The organism is Microbacterium sp. ER1, from assembly GCF_023383675.1.
Lineage (GTDB): Bacteria > Actinomycetota > Actinomycetes > Actinomycetales > Microbacteriaceae > Microbacterium.
Window position 1 is genome coordinate 67,287 of the sequence record NZ_QCXO01000130.1, and the last position, 22,976, is coordinate 90,262.

Below are 22,976 nucleotides of genomic sequence, written 5' to 3' on the forward strand. Positions count from 1 at the left end.
CGGTGTCGGACACCCGACTCAGGGCGGGGCGACATCGGTCCAGACGCGGAGGGCATGGTCCTCGATGCCGAGCAGGGTGCGACCGTCGCGGTCGGTGCGGTAGACGTGCGCGCCGAGACCCGACAGCAGCTCCAGGGTCTCCCGACGCGGGTGTCCGTAGTCATTGCCGGCGCCGACCGTGATGAGCGCCGCGCTCGGATGCAGACCCTCGTACAGAGCGGGCTCCTGATCAGCGCTCCCGTGGTGGGCGATCTTGACCACGTCGTATCGTGTCAGCGGCGTATCGCGGAGCAGCGCGCGTTGCGGGGCCGCGGAGAGGTCGCCCAGCAACAGGGCGCGCGGCACTCCTCCCCCGGCGAACTCGGTGACGACGCTCGCATCGTTGCCCGGCGGGAAGGCGACGCTGTCCTTCCGCGGCCAGAGCACCCGCCACGATGCTCCGCCGAGAGTGCCCCGGTCTCCGGCGCCGACCGCGCGGAGGGCCGCGCCCGCCCGCGCCAGGCCATCGAGCACGCGCGCATCGGCATCGTCGGCGGGTGGTCCGTGCAACACGGTGTCCACTCGCCCTTCGAGCACGGCCGCACCACCGACGTGGTCCGCGTCGAAGTGCGTGAGCACGAGCAGGTCGATGCGGTCGATGCTCAGCGAGCGGAGGCATGCGTCGAGCGCCCCGGGGTCCGGACCGGTGTCGATGAGGGCGATCGCGTCCTGCGAACGCACCAGGATCGCGTCGCCCTGGCCCACGTCGCACGCGGCGATCGCCCACCCGTGCGGCGTCACCAGCGGGGCGAGCGGACCGTCGACCAGCACGCGGGAGGCGCCAATGGACGCCACGACGATGAGAACGCCGGCCGCCACGCATCGGACGATGGTGAGGACGCCGCCGGACATCGAGGGCCCCGGCCGACGAGACCACACCGTCACGACGTCCGGGCGCGTGACGTCCCGTAGGCGCGGCCTTCCGCGGCAGCACACGATGGCGATCGCGACGCTCACCAGCGCGACCAGGGCAGCGCTGCCGAGCCCCGCGGGGAGGAGCACCTGAGCGCCGGGGAGCCCGGAAGTGACATGCGCGACGGTCGCGATCCACGCAGATGGCAGCCAGGCGCACGCGGTGAGCAGATCCGCGACGGGTGGGAGAGGCGCAGCGAGACAGGCGACGAGCCCGATCACCGTGGCGACCGGCGCGGCCGGCTCGGCGAGGAGGTTCGCGACGACCGAGACGAGCGACTGCTGCTCCGCGAACAGCGCGATGACGGGCGCGCACGCGAGCTGCGCCGCCAGAGGGACGGCGATCGCGAGGGCCAGCGGACCGGGCAGCCAGCGAGCAATTCCGTTCGCCAGCGCCGGGGCGAGCAGGATGAGGGCCCCGGAGGCCACGGCGGACAGCGCGAACCCCGGCGTCGATGCGAGCCAGGGATCGGCGACGAGGAGCGCGCCCACGCACAGGGCCAGGATCCCGGCGCCTGCGCTCGGCCGCCCGACGAGGATCGACAGCATGCCTGCCGCGGCCATCGTGGCGGCCCGGATGACGCTCGGCTCCGGCGTCACGAGCACGACGAAGGCCGCCAGCGCGAGGGCCGCGAGCACGACCCGCAGCGCTCGCGTCCCGCCGCTCAGCGCCGCGATCGCGAACACCGCGGCGACCACGATCGCGCAGTTCGCCCCGGACACGGCGGTGAGGTGGCTGAGGCCGCTCGTACGCATGTCGGCGTCGACTGCGGCAGGCACAGCGGTCGTGTCGCCCACCGCCAGCCCCGGAAGGAGCCCGGCGCCGGGTTCCGGGAGCCGCGTCGCGCGCTCCACGAACGACCGGCGGAGGTCGGCAGCGAATCCGAAGACGCCCGGTGCGGACCGTTCCACCGTTCCCGCGGTGACGAAGACGACGAGGGCCGCCCGCTCCCCCGCATCCGTTTCCGCACTCTCTCCGGTCACCCGCACCTGCGCACCGAGGACGAACCCCTCCCCTTCCTCGATGCCGATGCGCACCGGACCGGCCGCCGGCGCCACGGCCCCGGGCGCACCGATGCCGCTCAGCTGCACGTCCATCCACAGACGCCCATCGCGTCCCACGGACGCCGACGACGAGACTTCACCGACCGCTTCGACGGCTCTGCCTCCCCACGCGTGCACGGCGTCACGGCCCGCGGACTGTGCGAACACGGTGAACGCCACGGCCGCCGCCGTCGCGAGAACCACGATGACCAGTCCCCCGATCGTCGCGACTGCGCGGCGCCGGATCGCCAGAGCGGCGCCGATGATCCCCGCGGCCGCCAGGCATCCACCCGCCACCCACGCCGCCGCTCCCGGCACGAACACGCAGACCAGGGCCACACCCCAGGCACCGACCGCCACCGGCAGTAGGCGCAGATCGCCCGTCACGCCGATCCCTCCTCGGGCCCCAGGGACGAACGCTGCCTCTCATGCATCGGATCACCCTAGAGTCGCGCCGGCGCCCACTCCGCCCGCCGCGACCGCCGCCGCACGAGCGGAGGACAACGACCCCGGAGGTCAGGGTGTGGAGGAGCACTTCTCCGATGAGGAGACCGCCGGCGTCGGACGCGGTGACGACCTCGTCGGAAGCGATTGAGTAGCCTGGGTACTGGCGCGCGGCGGACGCTGCCGCGACGAGGAGGAGAGCGCATGAGTGTCCCGGCTGGGTGGTACGACGATGGTTCCGGGCGCCAGCGGTGGTGGGACGGAGCACGGTGGACCGACGCCTACGCTCCCCCTTCGGCTCCGACGAATCCCTCGCTGCCTCATCCCGAGGCGCCGACATACGGGTCGGCCGCCCCGGCGCAACAGGTCCCTGACGCTGCTTCTCGGCCGACGCCGGTCCTCGGGTTCATCGGGCTGGGCCTGGCCGTCCTCGGCGCCGTTCTCGCCTTCATCCCCGTGTTGTTCGTGGTCGGCGCGGTGATCCTGTTCGCCGGGTTCGTCGTGTCGCTGATCGGGTTGTTCACGAAGAACGCCGCGAAGTGGCCGTCGATCGTCGGCATGGTCGTTTCGGTCGTCGGCGCCGTGATCGGGGTCATCGTGCTCATCGTGTCGCTCGTGCTGGCCTCGTCGGCGCTGAACGACTCGTTGCCCGCCGAAAGCGCGCCCCCGGCCAGCGCCCAGCCATCGGACCCGCCGAGCAGCGCCAGTGAGAGCCGTCCGACACCTGAGGAGATCGGCGCGTCCGCGGAGGAGATCAACCGGTCGAACGGCCTGACCACCTATGACGATATGCCGGACTTCTATCCCTGCGTCGGGCAGTACGTCTACGACTCCGCGTTGTCCGATGAGAGCGTCCAGCTCCTGGTCGACGGACGCGATCCGCTCGAGTCCGAGCGGGAGCTGGCGACCCAGGTGATCATGGATGCCACGCTGACCTGCGATCCCCAGGGGTAGGCGACTCTCACACGCGCACCCCGTCTCGCAGCCCCTCCAAGACCTTCTCCCCGATCCCCGGCACCGCCAGGAGATCGTCGACCGTGCGGAACCGACCGTTGTCCTCGCGCCACGCGACGATACGCTCGGCCAGCGCCGGCCCGATTCCCGGGAGCTCCTCCAGAGCCGCCTGATCCGCGGTGTTCAGATCGACGGTCCCGTCTCCGGATGGCGGCGCCGACGGGTCGGCGACAGCACCTACGACCGGAACCAGGATCTGCTCACCGTCCTCGACCCGGCGGGCGAGATTGACCCCCGCAAGGTCGGCGGCGTCCGTCGACCCGCCGGCGGCCGCGAGAGCGTCGACGACCCGGGAGTCGGCGCGCAGGACGTACAGGCCCGGGCGCTCGACCGCCCCGAGCACATGCACGTAGATCTCCGCGGGCGCGGGCTCGACCGACGCCGAGCTCTCCGCGAGCGGAACCGCCTCGACGGACGACGGTTGACCCCGCACCAGCCCGAGGCCGACGGCCGTGGAGAGCGCGACGATCGCCAGCACGACCGCCGCGCCGAGTCCGAGGCGGAGCCTCCGACGGGGCGGAGGAGGTGGAGGCGGGGACGAGGTCATCCGGTCACCCTAAGCTCCGCGCCCACCGCCTCCCGGCTCCGGACACAGCGACCGTGGAGAGACGCTCAGACGGGACTCGTCGTGGAGGACGGCCGTTCCCGGTCGCGACGTGATCCGGGCATCATCCCTTCGCACCGGGGGAGGCGGAACCGCGGAGCACGCCGAGGACTCAGCCCTTGACGACGATGCTGACGATCTTCGGGGCCCGCACGACGACCTTGACGATCTCCCGATCGCCGATCGACCGGATGACGCGCTCATCGGCGCGCGCCAGCGCCTCGAGCTCGGCCTCGCCGATGCGTGCCGGCACCTCGAGCTGCGCGCGGACCTTGCCGCCGATCTGCACGACCGCGGTGACGGTGTCCTCGACGAGCAGCGCCGGATCGGCGGAGCGCCACGACACGAGGCCGACGGACGGCTCGTGTCCCAGGATCTCCCACATCTCCTCCGCGGTGTGCGGGGCGATGAGGTCGAGCATGACGGCGATGGTCTCCGCCGCCTCACGGACGGCGGGGTCGGCAGCACCGGCAGCGCCGTCGATCGTCTTCCGGGTCACGTTGACCAGCTCCATCAGACGGGCGACGAGCACGTTGAACTTCGTCTGCTCGACCAGCGCGGGCGCCTCGGCGAGCAGCTTGTGCGTCGCACGGCGCAGCGCCGCGTCGCCCCCGTCGAAGACGACGTCGACGGGGCTGGCGACCTCGTGCGCGATCCGCAGGGCGCGCGCGAGGAACTTCTGCGCACCGGTGGTCGACACGTCTGCCCAGTCCTTGTCGTCCTCCACCGGACCGGCGAAGGCCAGACCGACGCGGAGCGCGTCGGCACCGTGGGCGTCGAGCTCCTCCTGGAACAGCACCAGGTTGCCCTTGCTCTTCGACATCTTCTGTCCGTCGAGCAGCACCATGCCCTGGTTGATCAGGTTGGAGAACGGCTCGGTGAAGTCGATCAGCCCCATGTCGAAGAGCACCTTGGTGATGAAGCGTGCGTACAGCAGGTGCAGGATCGCGTGCTCGACACCGCCGATGTACGAGTCCACCGGGGCCCAGCGCGCCGCCTGGGCCGGGTCGAACGCCACCGTGTCGCTGTTCGGCGACAGGAACCGGAGGAAGTACCAGGAGCTGTCGACGAAGGTGTCCATCGTGTCCGGATCGCGCAGCACCGGGTCGCCGGTCTCCGGATCCGTCGTGCGCACCCAGCTCTCGGCGCCGCCCAGCGGGGACGTCCCCTTCGGCTTGAGGTCGAGGCCCTCGACGCTCGGCAGCTTGACCGGCAGCCGGTCCTCCGGCACCGGGACGATGCGGCCGTCCTCGGTGTGGAGCATCGGGATCGGCGTGCCCCAGAACCGCTGACGCGAGATCAGCCAGTCGCGCAGGCGGTAGTTCTTCGCCGCCCGGCCCGTCCCCGTGGCCTCCAGCTGCTCGATGGCGCGTGCGATCGCGTTGCGCTTCGACAGTCCGTTCAGCGGACCGGAGTTGATCATGCGCCCCTCCCCGGTGAGCGCGACGCCGGTCTTCGCCGGGTTCTGCTCGTCGAGCGCGGCGTCGGCGTCGATCGGGACGCCGTCCTCGTCCACCTCGATGACCGGCATGGCACCGGTGACCGGAGCGGTGGTGTCGACGACGACCTTGACCGGCAGGTCGAACGCGCGTGCGAAGTCGAGGTCGCGCTGGTCGTGTGCCGGGACCGCCATGACGGCGCCGTGCCCGTAGTCGGCCAGCACGTAGTCGGCCGCCCAGATCGGCAGCTTCTCGCCGTTGACCGGGTTGATCGCGTAGCGGCCCAGGAACACGCCCGTCTTGGGACGGTCGGTGGACTGCCGATCGATGTCGGTGGTCTTCTGCACCTCGGCCAGGTAGGCCTGGAAGCGCTCGCGCACCTCGGGCTCAGCGTCCGCCGCGATCTCGGCGGCCAGGTCGCCGTCGGGCGCCACGACGAAGAAGGTCGCACCGTGCAGGGTGTCGGGGCGCGTCGAGAACACCGTCACCGGCTCCTCGCGCCCCTCGATGCGGAAGTCGACGTCGGCGCCGACGGAGCGGCCGATCCAGTTGCGCTGCATCTGCAGCACCTTGTGCGGCCAGAACCCCTCGAGCTGGTTCAGGTCGTCGAGCAGGCGGTCCGCGTAGTCGGTGATGCGGAAGTACCACTGGGTGAGCTTCTTCTTGACGACCTCGTAGCCGCAGCGCTCGCAGCGCCCGTCCACGACCTGCTCGTTGGCCAGCACCGTCTGGTCGTTCGGGCACCAGTTGACCGGGCTCTTCTTCCGGTACGCCAGGCCCCGCTCGTACATCTTCAGGAACAGCCACTGGTTCCAGCGGTAGTACTCGGGGTCGGACGTGTGCAGCACCCGGCTCCAGTCGAACGAGACGCCGTACTGCTGGAAGCCCACCTTCTGCTGCGCGATGTTCTGGTACGTCCACTCGCGCGGGTCGGCGCCCTGGCGGATTGCGGCGTTCTCCGCCGGCAGCCCGAAGGAGTCCCACCCGATCGGGTTCAGGACGTTGTGGCCCCGGTGACGCCAGAAGCGGGCGACGATGTCGGAGTAGAGGTAGTTCTCCGCGTGCCCCATGTGCAGGTCGCCGGAGGGGTACGGGAACATGGCCAGCACGTAGCGCCGCGGCCGGGTGTCGTCGTCTCCGCCCGTGAGGAACGTCTCGTGCTCCGCCCAGTACTTCTGCCACTTGGCCTGGATGGCGTGCGGCGAGGAGAACTCCTCGTCGACGGGAGCGGTGGACATGTTCTCGGACAACGAACGCACGACCAATCTGAAGGGAAAAACGGGATCAGTTCAGGATATCGGAACGCCAGGTGGCGGGCATTTCCGCGCCCAGCGCCGCGAGCGGGGCTCGGGCCTTCGTGGCGACCTCACGCACCTCGGCCGCGGGCACCGATCCCCACGTGATCCCGCCACCGGCGCCGACGAACGCCGCCTCCTCGTCCACGACGATGCTGCGGATGACCATCGCGAGATCAAGAGCACCGTCGACGCCGATGTAGCCGAAGCAGCCGGCGTAGATGTCGCGAGGGGCGCCCTCGAGGTCGCGCAGCTGTGTCATCGCCGACAGCTTCGGTGCTCCGGTCATGCTCCCGGCGGGGAACGCCGCCTCCAGCAGCGCCCCGACCGTGATCCCCTCCGCGGCCGTGCCGCTGACCGTGCTGACGAGCTGATGCACGGCCGGATAGCTCTCGACCTCCCAGAGACCGTCGACCCGGATCGACCCCGGGACGCACACCCGGGAGAGGTCGTTGCGCATGAGGTCGACGATCATGACGTTCTCGGCCCGCTCCTTCGGATCCGCGGCGAGCTCTGCGGCGAGCGCGGCATCGGTCGCGGCATCGGCGCCCCGAGGACGCGTGCCCTTGATGGGACGGGTGCGGATGACGCCCCCGCCGGCGTGGAGGAACTGCTCAGGGCTGGCACTGAGGAGCGCACGTCCCCCGATGCGCAAGAATCCCCCGTGGTGCGCCGGCGTCGCCGCCCGGAGCCGCCCGTACACCGCGACGGGGTCGTGGGCCCCGGGCACGGTGAACCGCGTCGTGAGGCAGAGCTGGTAGGCGATCCCGGCGTGGATGAGGTCGCGGCAGCGGTCGATGAGCTGCTCGTACGCGGCGGGAGTATGGCGGGCCTCGGCGACGTGTCGGTCCTCCACTGCCCGCGGCGTAGGCGCCTCGGGGCCGGCGTCGCTCAGAAGGGACTGCAGCCAGCGCTCCCCCTCACTGGTCTCCTCCTCCGGGGCGAGAAGCCACAGGCGGTGCGCGTCGTGATCGACCGCCACGGCCCTGGTCACGCGCAGCCACGTCCGGGCTTCCGGCTCCGGCTCGGTGGCGACCGGAGCTCCCGCGCGCGCGGCTCCGCTCTCGTAGTCGCGCCAGCCCACCCATCCCCCGCGGAACGGCGGCATTCCGGCCTCGACGGACCCGGCATCCAGTCGCACGTCCTCCGGAAGCGGTTCCGCGACCCCGGTGCCGAGGAAGCTCCATCCCTCGGCGGCGTCAGCGCCCGCATCGAGCCAGAACACGTCCGCCTGCCGCTGCGCGAGCACCGCGAAAAGTCGCTCCGGCGCCGCCCAGGACGGCAGGGCTCGGGGGGTCAGGCGGTCGGGCACCTTTCCAGCCTAGGACCGGGCTGCTCCCGTATCCTCATGGGGTGGACGACCTCCTGCTCTGGCTCCTCGACACCGTGCAGTCGATCGATCCGGTCACGCGCACCTTGGTCGCAGGTCTCGCCGTCATGCTGGAGACGAGCATCCTCATCGGCCTCATCGTCCCCGGCGACACGATCGTCATCATCGCCTCGATGGGCGTCGCCACTCCCCTCGAGGGCATCGCGATGGGCGTGGCCGTCGTCGTCGGCGCCCTCATCGGCGAGAGCGTCGGCTTCTGGCTCGGCCGCTGGCTGGGCCCCTACATCCGTGCCTCCTGGCTCGGACGGCGCATCGGCGAGCACAACTGGGTCCGCGCGGAGAACTACCTGGCCCGACGCGGCGGCATCGCCATCTTCCTCTCCCGCTTCCTCCCCGTCCTCCATTCCCTCGTCCCCCTCACAGTGGGGATGAGCGAGTACCCCTACCGGCGCTTCCTGGCCTGGACGACCCCGGCCTGCATCATCTGGGCCTCGGCGTACGTGAGCGTCACCTCGCTGGCGGCCGGGAGCTTCCGCGAGCTCGTCGACCGCGTGCACTTCGCGGGCTACCTGTTCGTCGGAGTCATCGCCCTGTTCCTCGTGCTCGCCTACCTGGGCAAGCGGCTGCTGCACCGTCTCGAAGCTCGTCATCTGGAGGCCCCGGCGGCGGAGTCCGACGCCGACGTGAAAGACTGAGGCAATGGCCCCCGCACCCCCGGCGCCCAGGATCCACTGGTTCGCCCGTCTCGAGCACCGCCTGCACGTGTGGCGCGAGGGACGAGCGCGCCGCCGCGGCCGGAGCGCCACCGTGCTGCCCTTCCCGGGCTACGGCGGCCCCGGGTGGGTCCGTGTGCTCGGTCGCGTGCTGATCGTCCCGCCGCAGCGCCGAGGCCGCGACGGGGAACCGGCGAGCATCCGCGGCTGGCGCAGCTTCGTCGGCATCCCCGTGGGTTTCGCCTCGGTCGACGTGCATGTCGGCGACAGCACGCATCGGGTGGTCGCCGACCGCGGCGGCGTCATCGACACCGTCATCCGCGCCGACCTCGAACCCGGCTGGCAGACCTTCACGATCACCGTCGAGGGACAGGAGCCGATCGAGGCGCGGGCCTTCGTCGTCGCGGAGAGCACCCGGTTCGGCGTCGTCTCCGACGTCGACGACACGGTCATGGTCACGGCGCTCCCCCGGCCCTTCATCGCCTTCTGGAACTCGTTCGTCGTCGATGAGCACGCCCGCATCCCGGTCCCGGGGATGGCCGTGCTGCTCGACCAGCTGCTCCGGCAGCACCCGGGGGCTCCGATGGTCTACCTCTCCACCGGCGCCTGGAACGTCGCCCCCACGCTGTCACGGTTCCTCGGCCGTCACCTCTTCCCCGCCGGCTCGCTGCTGCTGACCGACTGGGGCCCCACGCACGATCGCTGGTTCCGCAGCGGGCGCGACCACAAGCTCACGAACCTCCGGCGACTGGCCACCGAGTTCCCCGACATCAAGTGGCTCCTGATCGGCGACGACGGCCAGCATGACGAGGCGATCTACACGCAGTTCCAGGAGGAGTACCCGGATTCGGTCGCGGGTGTCGCGATCCGGCGGCTGCTGCCTGCCGAGGCGGTGCTCGCCGGCGGCCGTGCCGAGATGGAATCCCATGACGCGGACGAGGTGCCGTGGGTGAGTGCCGAGGACGGCGCGGGCCTGCGCGACCAGCTCGGCGACGCCGGCATCCTGCACTGACATGATCCTCACCCGTGACGACTGGCTTCGGCGCAAGGACGCGCATCGGGAGCGGGCCGACGCGCTGACCGCCTCGCACCGAGACCGTGTGACGCGCGGCGAGAAGCACCCGGTGTGGGACTTCCTCTTCACCTACTACGGCTACAAGCCCGCGCAGCTCCGCCGCTGGCATCCCGGAGCGGGTGTGGAGCTGGAGGAAGCCCCCGAGCGGGCGGCATGGCGCTGGTACGCCCCCGGGGTCACCCCCGCCGGCGTGACGCCGGATGCCGGGCGCTTCGCCGCCGAGAAGCCCGAGCTCGCTCGCCTCGTCGCCCTCATGCTGCGCCGCACGGGTTCCCGGCCCGGGCAGTTCGGCTGCTTCGGTCTGCACGAATGGGCGATGGTCTACCGCGCCGCAGAGCATCGGCATGCCGTCCCCCTTCGGCTGGGGCAGGCGGGCACGGATGCCGTGGTGGAAGCGCACGATCTCCGCTGCACGCACTTCGACGCCTTCCGGTTCTTCACTCCGGAGGCGGTGCCTCGCAACCGGGCGGCGTTGACGAGAGAGGATCAGCCCCTCCTCGAACAGCCCGGCTGCCTGCACGCCGGCATGGACCTGTACAAGTGGGCGATGAAGCTCGGCCCGCTCGTTCCCGGAGAGCTGCTGCTGGACGCGTTCGAGCTGGCGCGCGACATCCGGCTGCTCGACATGCAGGCCGCCCCGTACGACCTGTCGGCGTGGGACGTCGAACCGGTACGCATCGAGACGCCGGAGGGCAAGGCCGAGTACGTCCGGCGCCAGCGTGATTTCGCGGACCGTGGCGCCGCCCTCCGCGCCTCCCTCCTCACCGCCTGGCTCGGCCCGGACGAGCGCGCCGCCGCCTGAGCGTCAGCCGGCGGCGCAGTCCCCGCAGACGCCCCACGACGACGACGCTGCGGCGAGCTGCAGACGCAGGGTGAGCACCCGGGTCGCCGCGTCCTCCAGCCGGTCGGCGGGCAGCGTCCCGGCGTCGACCGCCGCGGCGATCCCCGCGGCCATGTCGGTCGCGGTCTGGGCGGTGGACCCCGCGATCATGAGCACGAGGTCGTTGCCGGCCGCGACCGCGGCGACGCCGTTCGCGACGGGGTCGGCGTATGCGGGATCCCCCGAGGACAGCAGCATGCCGAGGTCGTCCGTCACGGCCACGCCGTCGAAGCCGAGCTCCTCCCGCGCGATGCGATGCCACTCCGCGGAGAGCGACGCCGGTCGGGAGTCCACGGCGGTGTACGCGAGATGGCCGTACATGAGCACCGAGGCGCCGGCCTCGATGCCGGCGGCGAACGGGACGCCGTCCGTCTCGCGCCAGGCGGCCTTCGTCATGCCCGTGCTCGGGATCGCGTGATGGGAGTCGCCCGGCGCCGCTCCGTGCCCGGGGAAGTGCTTGAGGGTGGACGCGACGAAGTGCTCCTGGGCGGTGGTCGCCGCCACGGTGCGGTCGGCGGCACTCTCCGGATCGGTGCCGAGGGCCCGCCCGAAGATGAACGAGCCGCGGTCCGCGGGAACGTCGGCGACGGTACCGAAGTCGACGGTGATCCCGGCGCGCGCGACGAGCGCGCCGCGGGCCGCGAAGGCTGCCGAGGTCTCGGCGACCGGACGGCTCTTAAGGGTCGTCGACGCCGGGAAGGCGTCCCAGGGCAGGCGCGAGACGATGCCGCCCTCCTGGTCCACGGCGATCAGCGGCGGGAGGGCGGGGTCGACGGTCAGCGCGGCCGTCAGCGTGCGGAGCTCTTCCTCCGTGGCCGGGATGTTCCCGCCCATGAGGATGAATCCGCCGAGCCCCGACTGCATATAGGCACGCAGCGCCGCCGGATCGGTCCCGCCGATGTGTCCCATCACGATGGACGATGCCTGCTCCGCGGTGCTCATGTCCGCGACGAGGGCGGCGGCCTGCTCTCGGGTCGCGCCGGGCTCTGCGGCCTGTACCGATACCACCTCAGCGGGCTCCGGACTGGACTGGGCAGCCGCCGACGCGCAGGCACCTCCCACGAGGGCGGTCAGGACGAGCGCGGCGCCGGCACCTCGCCGTGCCCGGCGCCCGAGGGACCGACTCCGCTTCATCGCCCTCAGCGCGCGAGCGCCTCGGCGATCGGCACCGAGGTCTCCTCGTCGCCGTTGCCGAAGCGGATCGTGCGCCCGATCGTGCCCGGGTCCTCCAGGGTGGCGACGATGACCGCCGCGACGTCGGCGCGGGAGACCTCGCCGCGCCCCTCCGGATCGATGCGGATGCGACCGGTCGGGTCGTCGAAGGTCAGCGTGCCGGGGCCGAGGATCGTCCCGTCGAGGTCGGAAGCGCGCAGGTGCTCGTCTGCGGCCCACTTCGCATCGGCGTACGGGAAGAAGGAGTCGTCCTCCGGCACGCCGTGATCGGCCGTGGAGCCGATCCACGACACCATGACGTAGCGTCGCACGCCCGCGCGCTCCGCCGCGTCCATGGTCCGCTCCGCCGCGTCGCGGTCGACCGCGTACGTACGCTCCGGGCTCCCGCCTCCGGCACCCGCCGACCACACCACGGCGTCGTGTCCGCGGATGATCTCGGTGAGGGCGTCGACGTCCATGGTCTCGATGTCGGCGACGAGCGCGATCGCGCCGCCGTCCTCCACCTCCGTCACGTGATCGGGGTTCCGGATCACCCCGGTGACCTCGTGACCGCGGGCGACGAGGAGCGGGGCGAGCAGCAGGGCGATGCGGCCGTGGCCGCCGAAGACGAGGATGCGCGACATGTCTTCACCCTACGCGCCCCGACTGACGTCAGCCCGGGGTCTGCGAACTGTCGATGACGAAGGCCTGCGGATGCGAGGGGAGGTACCGCACGACGACAGGCGTCCCGGTCGGGATCCACGCGTCACGGTCCGGGTACACGGCGGGGGTGAAGAAGTCGCTCTCCAGCGTGTACTCGGTGCCGTCGGCCGCCGTGAACGTCACCCAGTCCCCGTCGACCGTGCCCGTGGTGGGACGACCGTTCTCGAAGATGTACGCGCGGGTCACCGGGACACCGGTCAGGCTCAGGATCCCGATGATGAGGGAACCGAGCATCACGAAGGCCAGGACGCGGAAGAACACGCGGACCACGGAGCCGCCGATGTTCCCCCTGGATCGCGTGCCCGCCGGAACAAGGCCTTCCCGCTCACGGACAGCCCGCAGCGAGCCCCCTCCGGTCGTGCCTCGCGCGGAGACCGCGAACAGCCCGAGGATCGAGAACGCCGCGATGAAGACCATCGCATAGCCGTGCGCGGCGGGGAAGTTCACCAGCCACATCAGCGTGTCGAGGGGGTTCATCGTGCCGCCTCCTTCTCGATCGTGACGGCGACCGTGTGCGGGTCCTCCCGCCGGTAGAACGCCCAGATCGGTGCCCCGACCTGCAGGCGCGACACGGCCTGCGGGTAGACGAACACGGTGGTGTCGGCCTCCCACGGCTCTGCCCCCTCGGGGGCCACGAGCACCTTCAGCGCGAGTTCGCTCTGCCCCTCACGGCGCCGTCCGGTCGGACGCACCTCGACGACGGACGCGGGCACCTGGGTCCCCGTCGTACGCGCGCGGACCTGGGACGGGTCGATGAGGCCCCGGTCGATGCGCCACTGGAGCATCGCCTCTCGGACGCTCGGGTCGCTGAGGTCGGCGAGCTCGACCGTGTCGGGGTCGTCGACGTTGTAGCGGACCGGGACGGGCTGCCCCACCTGCAGCGCTCCGACGTCACCGGCGTCGAGCAGCATGCGCAGCTGTCCGATGAAGTCGTCGCCGACGCTGGGGCTGACCCGGATGAACAGGTCGTACTGGGGCACGTCGTTCACGGTCACGCCGGTGCGCGACATCTCGACGACGGTGCCGACGCCGATCTGCGTCGGCCCGCGGACCTTCTTACGCCGCGCCAGACCCGACATCGATCCGCCGAAGGTGAGCAGCAGGCCCCAGGCGACGCCGATCACGATCGGTCCGCCCAGGCCGTCACCGCTCACGAAGGGGAGGATCGACTCCCGCTGGTTCACGCCGAACAGGCCTTCCCCCACCCACACCACGAGCCACGCGGAGAGCAGCAGCCAGACGACGGTCAGGACGATGCGCAGCATGCCTCCCAGCGTATCCACAGGACGCGCCGGACGACGAACCAGTCAGGACGAGACCGCGGCTCCCGTCTTCGCGAGCGCCCGGACGACACCGGCCGCAGCGGCTCGCCCCGCTCGGTTCGCGCCGATGGTGCTCGCGGAGGGGCCGTACCCGACGAGCTGCACCCGGGGGTCGGCCACCGCCGTCGTACCGCGGCCGCCGCGGTCGAGCTGGATCCCACCCGCGGCACTGCGCAGGTGGAGCGGGGCGAGGTGGCCGATGGCCGGCCGGAACCCCGTCGCCCACAGGATCACGTCCACCCGCTCGAACGATCTGTCGGCCCAGCGCACGCCGTCGGGCTCGATGCGCTGAAAGAGCGGTCGACGGTCGGCGTACGCGCCGAGGCGCTCCGCTTCCCGTTCCTGGGGGCGCAGCATGAGACCCGTGACACTGACCACGCTCTCCGGGGGCAGCCCGGCCGCCACCCGCTTCTCGACGAGCGCGACGGCGGCGGCACCGGCCTCCGGTGTGAAGTCGTCATCGCGCCAGACGGGCGGGCGTCGGGTGACCCACAGGGTCTCGGTGAGGGGAGCGAGGGCGCCGAGGAACTGCACGGCGGATGCACCGCCGCCGACGACCAGCACCCGCTTGCCGAGGAAGTGCTCCGGACCCGGGTAGTCGACGGTGTGGAACTGCTCCCCGAGGAACGTCTCCATCCCCGGATAGTGCGGGAGGAAGGGCTGCGTCCAGGTGCCGGTCGCGTTGACGAGGGTGCGGGTGCGCCACTCCCCCTCGTCGGCCTCGACGACCAGGACGCCGTCGTCATCGTGGACCCGGCGGACGTGCACCGGCCGCAGCACCGGCAGCTCGTGGGCCTCCTCGTACGCGGCGAAGTACTCCGGTACCGCGATGTTGGCCCGCCGCTCGTCCCGCGGCGGCGCGGTGTCGCCCGGGAGCTCGGCGACCCCGTGCACGTCGCGCATCGTGAGAGCGTCCCACCGGTGCTGCCACGCTCCCCCGGCGCGAGCATCGGCATCCAGGACGACGTGCTCGATCCCGCGGCGGCGCAGGTGGAACGACGCGGACAGCCCGGCCTGGCCGGCGCCGATCACGATGCTGTCGAGAGTGCTCACGATGGATCGAACGCCGTCGCTCCTCCGGATGTTCCTCGCGCCCCGACGCGCCCGGGCGGCCCGTCCCGATTGGTGCGGATGCGGATTCGTGTAGTAGTGTTTTCACGTTGCCCGGAGCACTCCGGAACAGCGTCTGGGCCTGTGGCGCAGCTGGTAGCGCACCTGCATGGCATGCAGGGGGTCAGGGGTTCGAGTCCCCTCAGGTCCACGAAAGACCCTCGGTTCGCCGGGGGTTTTCGTGTTTCCGCGGCGTGCTTCATCACGCGAGATCAGGCGCCCGCGCTCCATCAGGCATTCACCACCCTCCCTGCCTGATGCCGCGCCATCGCCTGACTGAGGAGCATACGAAGACGAAACAGTCATCACGGTAGCGTGTTACATATGCATGCTTCCGTCGCGCGACGCGGTCGCCGCTTCGCTCCCGTGATCCTCGGTGTTCTCGCCGTCCTCGCGCTCGGGATCGGCGGGGTGATCGCCTGGCGCCTCCTCGCTCCCACCCCGTCGGACTACGAGGGCCTCGACGCCACCGACAAGGAGATGCTCACGCAGCTGTCGGAGCAGTACGACGTCGCAGCCGCACATGCGGCGGAGATCTGGACGGACGCCTACCGGTATGAGGACCAACCGCTGGTTCTGCTGCGCACGGACGGGGAGAAGAGCTCCTTCTGGTCGCATGCGATCCTCGTCAACATGAGCGGTGTCACGGACACCTCCGGAATGACGAAGATCGACGTCCCCGGGGCCACCCACCTCGATGACGTCCGCATCAGCCGGACGTTCGCCGTCGGGGACGCGCTGCTGTACGCCCCGTCCAACTTCGGTGTGATCGAGGTGGGCGGCGATGATGTCCTCGCGTTCAAGTACAACCAGACGATGCTCGACACCGAGACCACGACGTCGCAGGGCTTTCAGCGCTTCTCCCTGCACGAGAACTTCCACGTCACGAAGCAGGGGCTCGACCCGGAAGCGCCCGGCGCCTGGCCGTGGGAGGCCGGCGGCGCGATACCGGACTACCCGCACACGGAGGCGCAGTACGAGCTGCTGCGCGTGGAGGCGCGGATCTTCGACCGGGTCGAATCGGAGACCGATCCGCAGGCGCTGGCGACCCTCGCCTCCGACCTCGCCACCGTGCGCATGGCGCGTTACACGACGTGGCCGACCCTGAAAGCGGAGATCGAGCTGGAGGCCATCGAGGGGACGGCGACCTACGTCGAGCGGGCCTTCGACAGAGCACGAGGTCTCACTCCCGTGCAGAGCACCTTCACCGACGGTCTCGACGCGCTGTTCGACGACCCGGAGCAGCAGACCGTCCTGGAACGCGACTACTCCTATTTCACGGGTGCACAGCTCGGCCTCCTCCTCGACCGCATCGCTCCCGACTGGAAGACGCAGATCGAGCCGGCTCCCGTCGGGTCCGCGTCGACCCCGTTCGCGACGCTGCAGCGCGTGACCGGCGTGACCACGGCACCCGACGAGGCACAGCTCCGCACGATCGTCGACCGCTACCTCCCCTGATCCCGCTCGACCTCAGGCATTCGCGCGACAACAGGCTCCGATATGCGAGGCCACCTGATCCCGCGCGCCTGCCTGAGGCGGCGTCCCGGTCATCGTCCGGAAGAACACGGTGTGGCGTGGCCGCGGCTCCATCGTCATAGGAAGGACATCGACAGATCATAGGGCTGCCACCGGTCCCCTTCCTACCGTGGAGGCATGAACACGACATCCTCTCCCGCACAGAAGCGCCTCGCCTGGCTCTCCGGCCTCGTCCTCGCGGGCGGCCTCGTCTTGAGCGGCTGCGCCGCAGCCACGACCGCCGAACCGACGACCTCTGCCTCGTCGTCCGCCTCGGCTTCCGCCGCCGCCTCGACGGATGCCGGAACGACCGCGGGGTCGATCGCCGACACGTCCGCCGCCGCCGAGGCTTTCCTCGCAACGCTGACCGACGAGCAGAGGGAGGCCGTGCTGTACGACTTCGACGACGAGACGAAGACGACGTCGTGGTCGAACTTCCCGGTGACCTTCGTGCAGAGGGCAGGACTGAACCTCACCGATCTGACCGAAGAGCAGCAGACGGCGGCGCTCGCCGTGCTGGAGGCTCTACTGCGCGACGAGGCCTACGCCACCGTCACCGGGATCATGGGGGGCGACGAGTACCTCGCCGAGAACAGCAGCAGCACCGAGGATTCCCTCGGGCAGTACTACATCGCCTTCTTCGGCGATCCGACGGCGACCGACAGCGCCTTCGAGGTGCAGTTCGGCGGGCACCACCTCGGGATCAACGCCACGCTGGACGGCAGCACCGACGCGATCACGTTCGCGCCCACGCACCTCGGCGTCCAGCCCGCCGTCTACACGAACGAGGACGGCGAGGAGGTGCAGCCGTTCGACGGGATCTACACGGACGCCTTCGCGTTCTTCGAAAGCCTCACCGCCGACCAGCAGGCCACGCTGACCTCCGGCGATGTGAGCATGTGCGCACCGGGCGACACGTGCGATTTCGTCAGCGGAGCCGGGCTGTCCGGGGCCGACCTCTCCGACGAGCAGCGGGACCTGCTGCTCCAGCTCATCGCGAACTGGGCCGGGATGAGCGACGAGGAGACCACGGCGTCCACGCTGGCCGACATCGAGGAGACGCTGGATGACACCGTCATCGCCTGGTCCGGGGCGACGACGTACGACATGAGCACCGGGAACGGCATCGACTTCTCGATCTCCGGCCCGAAGGTGTACGTCGCGTTCCAGGCGCAGCAGGGCTCTGCGGGCGCCGACGTCGACGGCGTGACCACGTCGGGCTGGGGGCACGTGCACACCATCTACCGCGATCCGACCAACGACTATGCGAACAGCGTCACCCAGCAGGCCGCGTCCGGCATGGGCGGCCCGGGAGGCGGCGGCACGCCCCCTGCTTCCTGAGGTCGGAGCCGGCTCCGTAGCCGCCCCCGCCACGGCCCGTCAACGGTCTCCCCAGGGTGCGCATGCCGGCGTAGACAGAGGGCATCCGACGAAAGGAGACGACATGTCCAACACGACTCCCCCGATCCCGCCTCTCCCGCCGATCGCCGACGGGGACGCCGACGACGTCCCGACGCGCGAGGTGGACGGCGAAGAAGTGCTCGACGAGGATGCGGACGACGCCCAGATCGACAGTGCGGAGGCCGACCGCGCCGCCGTCGCCGGCGACGACGACTGATCCGGACACAGGAAAGGGCACCGCCTCCTCACGGAGGGGTGCCCTTTCTCACGCGGAGCCGGCTCAGGTGGCCAGCAGCGGCGGTCGATGCGGGATCGCGATGGGACGCGTCGCCCGGCTCGCCCCCTGCATCCGCTCGACCTCCTCCAGCACCTCGAACGCCGTGCCGTATCGGATCGCGAGCGGAAGATCGCGCAGCCACGTCACCTCGACTTCGGTGTCGGCGAGCTCGTACACGCAGGCGACGACATGGCGCGGGTCGTTCGGGGGATAGCGCAGATCGTTGATCACCCACTCCGACGGCGTGATGCGGTGAAGCACGAAACGGGGATCAGGAACTTCTGACATCAGTCGGCCCTCCAGGACTCTCTGATGACGAGCCTCCGATACCCCGCCAGGGAAGGGAAGGGCCTTGACACCCTCACGAGGAGGTGCAGGAGAATGGTGTGATCGGCTCGTTCAGCCTTGGGGACGCACCGTGAGATCCGTGAGGTGGGCGTCCCGCGGCAGGTCGAGCGCGGTGAGGATCGTCGTCGCCACCGCCTCCGGCGTGATGAACCGCGTCGCGTCGTACTCCTGGCCTTCCTGCCGGTGCACCCGCTCCTGCATGGGCGTCGCCGTCCGCCCCGGATACACCGAGGTCACGCGGATACCGTGCTCGGCCTCCTCCTGCCGCAGCGCGTCAGCGAGAGCCCGCAGGCCGTGCTTCGAGGCCGCGTAGGCCGACCACCCCGGGCTCGCCCGGAGCCCAGCGCCGGAATTCACGAACACGACGTGCCCCCGCGAGACCCGGAGCACGGGCAGCAGGAGACGGGTGAGCTCCGCCGGGGCGACGAGATTGACGGCGAGCTGCTGGTCCCAGAGCGCCGGGGTGAGCTCCCCCACCGTCCCGAGATCGACGACGCCGGCCGCGTGCACCAGGGAGTCGATGCGATCCGGCAGACTCTGCTTCGAGAGCGCCCACGAGAGGCGTCCCGGCTGGGCGAGGTCGCCGACCAGGGTCGAGACCCCCGGCAGCTCCTCGGCGATCTGTCGCGCGCGTCCCGCGTCGCGCGCGAGCACCACGACGTCGTCGCCGCGCTCCACGAGCCGTCGGGCGAGGACCGCGCCGATGCCCGACCCCGCACCGGTCAGTAGGTGCGTGGCCATGTCAGGCGTTGTCAGCCGACGCTTCGGCGACTTCGAGCGGGATGACCGGGCAATCCTTCCACAGACGCTCCAGGCCGTAGTAGACCCGCTCCTCCTGGTGGAAGACGTGGACGATGAGGTCGCCGAAGTCCAGCAGCACCCAGCGCGCCTCGGCACGCCCCTCCCGGCGCACGCGCTTGTGTCCGGACTCGACGAGACGGTCCTCGATCTCGTCGGCGATCGCGGCGACGTTCCGCTCGCTGTTGCCGGTCACGAGGAGGAAGATGTCGACGAGCGGAAGCGGCTCGGAGACGTTCAGTGCGACGAGGTCCTCACCACCCTTGGCCACGGCGGCGTCGGCGGCGATGCGCAGCATCTCTTCGGCGGTTTCGGGTGATTGCATCAGAAGACGTTTCCTGTGAAGGCGATGACCAGGGCCGTGCCCAGGCCCAGCGCGAGGGCGCCCGCGACGATGGCGGCGATCAGCATCAGCCGGTTGCCCTTCTCGGGTGCCGGCGGACGGATCACCTCGCCGGCGGGCTTGATGGTGCTGACCGCGGAGCTCGCCGCGATCGGAGTCGGGGACGACGCGGGCGGGAGTTCCCCGTCGATGAGGACGGCGTCGACCTCTTTGCCGTCCGTGGTGCCGTGAGCGTGCCCCTGCGAACCGAGCCCCTTGGGCAGTTCGTAGGACCCCGTGACGAGGATCTCGCCCGTGGAGGCCACCGGCCCGGACAGCGAACCCTCGCCGGCCGACGGCGTGAAGATCAGGGCGTTCGGTGCCGAGTGCTGGGTGCCCCCGGAGTCGTTCGAGGTGAGCAGCTCGTCGAACGAGGGACGGAACGGCGCGGGCTCGGCGGGTGCATCCTCCTGGAGCACCCCCTCCCCGAACGTCGGGCTCACGGTCGGGCGCTCGCCCGCCTCGATGTCGTCGTCGACCTCCTCCTCGAGGAGATCCTCGTCCGAGGCCTCGTCCTCCGCGGAGACGCCGAGTACCTCCGACAGATCCTCCGGAGCCGACTCCGTCTGCGCACCCTCGTCCTCGACGAGGGGCACCGTGCCGACGGTATCGGCGACGTCGGCGGCGCTGACGGGCTCCGCGGCGACCTCGTCATCGACGACGTCGTCCTCCTCCGTCGGTGCCGCCGGCTGCTGATCCGCCGCGACGTCGTGCCCGGCCTGATCCTCCGCGCCGTGGACCGGGACCGAGGCGGTCTTGATCTTCTCCTGCTCCCGCGCCTGGCGGCGGGTCAGCGGAGCGGCGCCGGGCTCGACGGGGCCTTCGGCGACCGGCGCCGGGGGGACGACGACGGGCTCGGCGGCGCGGGGCAGCGGCTGGGCGGGAGGAGCGGACTCCGCGGCGGCCTTGGCCTCTTCCTCGCTGATGATCGGGGTGGATCCCGTCAACCGGATCTCCCGCAGCTGCTTCCGCGTCAGCGGACCTCGCTGATCCGATGTGCTCATGCCTTGCTCCGATACAGATGATGCTTCGCGATGTACTGGACGACCCCGTCGGGGACGAGGTACCAGACCGGTTGATCGTCACGGACACGCTCACGACAGTCCGTCGACGAGATCGACAGCGCCGGCACCTCGAGCTGGCTGACGTCGTCGCTCGGGAGGCCGTCGATGCTCAGAACGTGTCCTGGGCGGGAGACCGCGACGAAGTGGGCCAACTCCCACAGTTCATCATGGTCTCTCCAACTGAGAATTTGCGCCACGGCATCGGCGCCACTGATGAAGAACAGCTCGGCGTCCGGACGCTGGGCCTTGAGATCGCGGAGGGTGTCGATCGTGTACGTCGGTCCCGCGCGGTCGATGTCGACTCTGCTCACTGTGAACTGCGGATTGGACGCCGTGGCGATCACGGTCATCAGGTAGCGGTGCTCGCTGGGCGTCACGTCCGCCTTCTGCCACGGGCGACCCGTCGGGACGAACACCACCTCGTCGAGATCGAACGAGTGCGCGACCTCGCTGGCGGCGACCAGGTGGCCGTGATGGATCGGATCGAAGGTGCCGCCCATCACGCCGATGCGCGGTGCGCGCGTGGTCGCGGTGCTCATGAGGGCCTAGTGGCCGTGTCCCGCCTCGTGGTCCTTGCCGTGCTTGGCCGCCCAGGCCTCGGCCTTCGCCGAGTGACGGTTCGCGACGTTCTTGTACGACAGCGTCACGATCCCGAGCGCGGCGAACACGATCGCGGCGATGACTCCGAAGATCAGGGTGTCGAGGGCCACGTTGCCGTGGTGCTCGGTCTCTGCGGCGGCCATCGCGATCTGTGCGACGAGGTTCATCCTGACTCCGTTCGTGGCGTGCTGTCTCGGGGGTCCTGTGGGGATACAGCGTCCCCCAGTCTAGCCCTCACCCGCGCGTCTGACCGGCCCCACGCGCGAGCCATTTCGTACTGGTCAGTTCGGCGAGCCCCATCGGACCGCGCGTGTGCAGCTTCTGCGTCGAGATCCCGACCTCGGCGCCGAAGCCGAACTCGGCCCCGTCGGTGAACCGGGTCGAGGCGTTGGCCATCACGACCGCGGAGTCGACCTCGGCCAGGAAGCGTTCCGCGTTGCGCGCGTCGGTGGTGATGATCGACTCCGTGTGACCCGTGCTGTAGCGGCGGATGTGGTCGAGAGCGTCGTCGAGACTGTCGACCACCTTCATGGCGACGTCGAGGCTGAGGTACTCGGTGGCCCAGTCCTCCTCCGTGGCCGGGATCACGTTGGCGACGAGGCCCGCCACGACATCGTCGCCGTGGATCGCCACGCCCTCGCTCATGAGCGCGCTCGCGACGAGGGGGATCAGCCGCGGGGCGGCCTGCCGGTGCACGAGGACCGTCTCGACCGCGTTGCACACGCTCGGCCGCTGCACCTTGGCGTTCACGACGATGTCGCAGGCCCAGTCGTCCGGGGCGCTCTCGTCGAGCAGGATGTGCACGTTCCCCGCGCCCGTCTCGATGACCGGCACGGTCGACTCCGTCACGACGGTCTCGATGAGACCGGCGCTGCCGCGCGGCACGAGCACGTCGATGAAGCCGCGGCCGTGCATGAGCGCCTTCGCCCCGTCGCGCCCGAAGTCGTCGACGGTCTGGATCGCCTCCGGCGTCACGCCCGCCGTGCCGAGGGCGGCGCGCATCACGTCGACGAGCACCGTGTTCGAATCGCGCGCGGCGCTGCCTCCGCGCAAGACCACGGCATTGCCGGATCGCAGCGCGAGAGCCGCGATGTCGACGGTCACGTTGGGACGCGCCTCGTAGATCGCGCCGACCACCCCGAACGGGACGCGCACCTGCTCGAGGGCCACGCCGTTGGGCATCCGATGGCCACCCACCACCCGGCCGACGGGATCGGGCAGCGCGGCCACCTGCCGGACGGCGGCTGCGAGAGCCGACACCCGCTTCTCGTCGAGGCGGAGCCGATCGATGAGGGACTCGCCGATTCCGTTGTCACGCCCGCGCGCGACATCGCGCTCGTTGGCCTCGATGATCCGGGCGGCGTTCGCCTCGAGGGCGACGGCGACGGCTTCCAGCGCCCGCGCCTTGTCGTCGCTGGTGAGGGCGGCTGTCTCCCGCGAGGCCTCCTTGGCCCGCTCCAGGCGCGTCTGAGGGGTGAGGTCGGTCATCCGCCCA

Annotated in this window: 23 protein-coding genes and 1 tRNA gene; 8 read left to right on the forward strand and 16 right to left on the reverse strand. The window is 70.7% G+C overall.

Features of this window, described 5'->3' with window-relative positions; translation table 11 throughout:
- Positions 1-18: 18 nt before the first annotated feature.
- Complete coding sequence (locus BV453_RS06405) at positions 19-2,382, reverse strand: ComEC/Rec2 family competence protein (RefSeq protein WP_249521151.1); 2,364 nt, start codon at positions 2,380-2,382, stop codon at positions 19-21.
- Positions 2,383-2,643: 261 nt separating this feature from the next.
- Between BV453_RS06405 and BV453_RS06410 the strand changes: the two genes are divergently transcribed.
- Positions 2,644-3,393 carry a DUF2510 domain-containing protein gene (locus BV453_RS06410; RefSeq protein WP_249521152.1) on the forward strand — a complete coding sequence of 250 codons (750 nt, stop codon included), beginning with the start codon at positions 2,644-2,646 and terminating at the stop codon, positions 3,391-3,393.
- Positions 3,394-3,400: 7 nt separating this feature from the next.
- On the opposite strand, the gene BV453_RS06415 is transcribed toward BV453_RS06410, so the two are convergent.
- The 3 genes from BV453_RS06415 to BV453_RS06425 form a co-directional block, all read right to left on the reverse strand.
- Positions 3,401-4,000 carry a ComEA family DNA-binding protein gene (locus BV453_RS06415; protein WP_025104950.1) on the reverse strand — a complete coding sequence of 200 codons (600 nt, stop codon included), beginning with the start codon at positions 3,998-4,000 and terminating at the stop codon, positions 3,401-3,403.
- A 169-nt stretch (positions 4,001-4,169) separates the two neighbouring features.
- Positions 4,170-6,734, reverse strand: a complete 2,565-nt coding sequence (gene leuS, locus BV453_RS06420) for a leucine--tRNA ligase (RefSeq protein ID WP_029989824.1) — start codon at positions 6,732-6,734, stop codon at positions 4,170-4,172.
- 46 nt (positions 6,735-6,780) lie between these two features.
- Entirely contained in the window at positions 6,781-8,103 is a 1,323-nt protein-coding gene (locus BV453_RS06425; protein WP_249521153.1) for an anthranilate synthase component I family protein, read from the reverse strand.
- 41 nt (positions 8,104-8,144) lie between these two features.
- On the opposite strand from BV453_RS06425, the gene BV453_RS06430 reads away from it, so the two are divergent.
- The 3 genes from BV453_RS06430 to BV453_RS06440 are packed head-to-tail and all read left to right on the forward strand — an operon-like array spanning position 8,145 to position 10,711.
- Complete coding sequence (locus BV453_RS06430; RefSeq protein WP_249521154.1) at positions 8,145-8,816, forward strand: DedA family protein; 672 nt, start codon at positions 8,145-8,147, stop codon at positions 8,814-8,816.
- A 4-nt stretch (positions 8,817-8,820) separates the two neighbouring features.
- Positions 8,821-9,846: an App1 family protein gene (locus BV453_RS06435; protein ID WP_025104954.1), complete on the forward strand. Its 1,026-nt coding sequence runs from the start codon at positions 8,821-8,823 to the stop codon at positions 9,844-9,846.
- Position 9,847: 1 nt separating this feature from the next.
- Positions 9,848-10,711, forward strand: coding sequence for a 3-methyladenine DNA glycosylase (locus BV453_RS06440; protein ID WP_249521155.1), 864 nt, complete (start codon positions 9,848-9,850; stop codon positions 10,709-10,711).
- A 3-nt stretch (positions 10,712-10,714) separates the two neighbouring features.
- Here the strand turns inward: BV453_RS06440 and BV453_RS06445 are convergent, their stop codons facing one another.
- From BV453_RS06445 to BV453_RS06465, 5 genes are all read right to left on the reverse strand, one after another.
- Positions 10,715-11,797, reverse strand: a complete 1,083-nt coding sequence (locus BV453_RS06445) for a glycoside hydrolase family 3 N-terminal domain-containing protein (RefSeq protein ID WP_249521156.1) — start codon at positions 11,795-11,797, stop codon at positions 10,715-10,717.
- 131 nt (positions 11,798-11,928) lie between these two features.
- Entirely contained in the window at positions 11,929-12,585 is a 657-nt protein-coding gene (locus tag BV453_RS06450) for an SDR family oxidoreductase (RefSeq protein WP_025104957.1), read from the reverse strand.
- A gap of 28 nt (positions 12,586-12,613) precedes the next feature.
- On the reverse strand, positions 12,614-13,141 hold the full coding sequence (locus BV453_RS06455) for a hypothetical protein (protein ID WP_249521157.1): 528 nt from the start codon (positions 13,139-13,141) through the stop codon (positions 12,614-12,616).
- Complete coding sequence (locus tag BV453_RS06460; RefSeq protein ID WP_249521158.1) at positions 13,138-13,929, reverse strand: hypothetical protein; 792 nt, start codon at positions 13,927-13,929, stop codon at positions 13,138-13,140. Before BV453_RS06460 ends, BV453_RS06455 begins: the two co-directional genes overlap by 4 nt.
- Positions 13,930-13,971: 42 nt before the next feature.
- Complete coding sequence (locus BV453_RS06465) at positions 13,972-15,039, reverse strand: NAD(P)/FAD-dependent oxidoreductase (protein ID WP_249521159.1); 1,068 nt, start codon at positions 15,037-15,039, stop codon at positions 13,972-13,974.
- Positions 15,040-15,174: 135 nt separating this feature from the next.
- Here BV453_RS06465 and BV453_RS06470 point away from each other — a divergent pair.
- The 4 genes from BV453_RS06470 (at position 15,175) to BV453_RS06485 (ending at position 18,229) form a co-directional block, all read left to right on the forward strand.
- Positions 15,175-15,247 (forward strand) — tRNA-Ala (locus BV453_RS06470).
- Positions 15,248-15,420: 173 nt separating this feature from the next.
- Positions 15,421-16,554, forward strand: coding sequence for a hypothetical protein (locus BV453_RS06475; protein WP_249521160.1), 1,134 nt, complete (start codon positions 15,421-15,423; stop codon positions 16,552-16,554).
- A gap of 195 nt (positions 16,555-16,749) precedes the next feature.
- Positions 16,750-17,952 carry a DUF3500 domain-containing protein gene (locus tag BV453_RS06480; protein ID WP_249521161.1) on the forward strand — a complete coding sequence of 401 codons (1,203 nt, stop codon included), beginning with the start codon at positions 16,750-16,752 and terminating at the stop codon, positions 17,950-17,952.
- 103 nt (positions 17,953-18,055) lie between these two features.
- Positions 18,056-18,229 (forward strand): hypothetical protein, encoded by a 174-nt coding sequence (locus tag BV453_RS06485; protein ID WP_164498152.1) that lies wholly within the window; start codon positions 18,056-18,058, stop codon positions 18,227-18,229.
- A 63-nt stretch (positions 18,230-18,292) separates the two neighbouring features.
- Here BV453_RS06485 and BV453_RS06490 read toward each other — a convergent pair whose 3' ends face one another.
- The 7 genes from BV453_RS06490 to BV453_RS06520 form a co-directional block, all read right to left on the reverse strand.
- Complete coding sequence (locus tag BV453_RS06490; RefSeq protein ID WP_164498151.1) at positions 18,293-18,550, reverse strand: hypothetical protein; 258 nt, start codon at positions 18,548-18,550, stop codon at positions 18,293-18,295.
- Between the two features lie 138 nt (positions 18,551-18,688).
- Positions 18,689-19,378: an SDR family oxidoreductase gene (locus BV453_RS06495; protein ID WP_025104964.1), complete on the reverse strand. Its 690-nt coding sequence runs from the start codon at positions 19,376-19,378 to the stop codon at positions 18,689-18,691.
- A gap of 1 nt (position 19,379) precedes the next feature.
- A complete protein-coding gene (gene rsfS / locus BV453_RS06500) occupies positions 19,380-19,760 on the reverse strand; it encodes a ribosome silencing factor (protein ID WP_025104965.1) in 381 nt (126 codons plus the stop codon).
- Entirely contained in the window at positions 19,760-20,821 is a 1,062-nt protein-coding gene (locus BV453_RS06505; protein WP_025104966.1) for a hypothetical protein, read from the reverse strand. The genes rsfS and BV453_RS06505 overlap by 1 nt, the downstream gene beginning before the upstream one ends.
- A complete protein-coding gene (nadD, locus tag BV453_RS06510) occupies positions 20,818-21,420 on the reverse strand; it encodes a nicotinate-nucleotide adenylyltransferase (protein ID WP_029989831.1) in 603 nt (200 codons plus the stop codon). Before nadD ends, BV453_RS06505 begins: the two co-directional genes overlap by 4 nt.
- Before the next feature lie 6 nt (positions 21,421-21,426).
- On the reverse strand, positions 21,427-21,648 hold the full coding sequence (locus BV453_RS06515) for a hypothetical protein (protein WP_025104968.1): 222 nt from the start codon (positions 21,646-21,648) through the stop codon (positions 21,427-21,429).
- A gap of 67 nt (positions 21,649-21,715) precedes the next feature.
- Positions 21,716-22,969: a glutamate-5-semialdehyde dehydrogenase gene (locus BV453_RS06520; RefSeq protein ID WP_249521162.1), complete on the reverse strand. Its 1,254-nt coding sequence runs from the start codon at positions 22,967-22,969 to the stop codon at positions 21,716-21,718.
- Between the last annotated feature and the right edge of the window lie 7 nt (positions 22,970-22,976).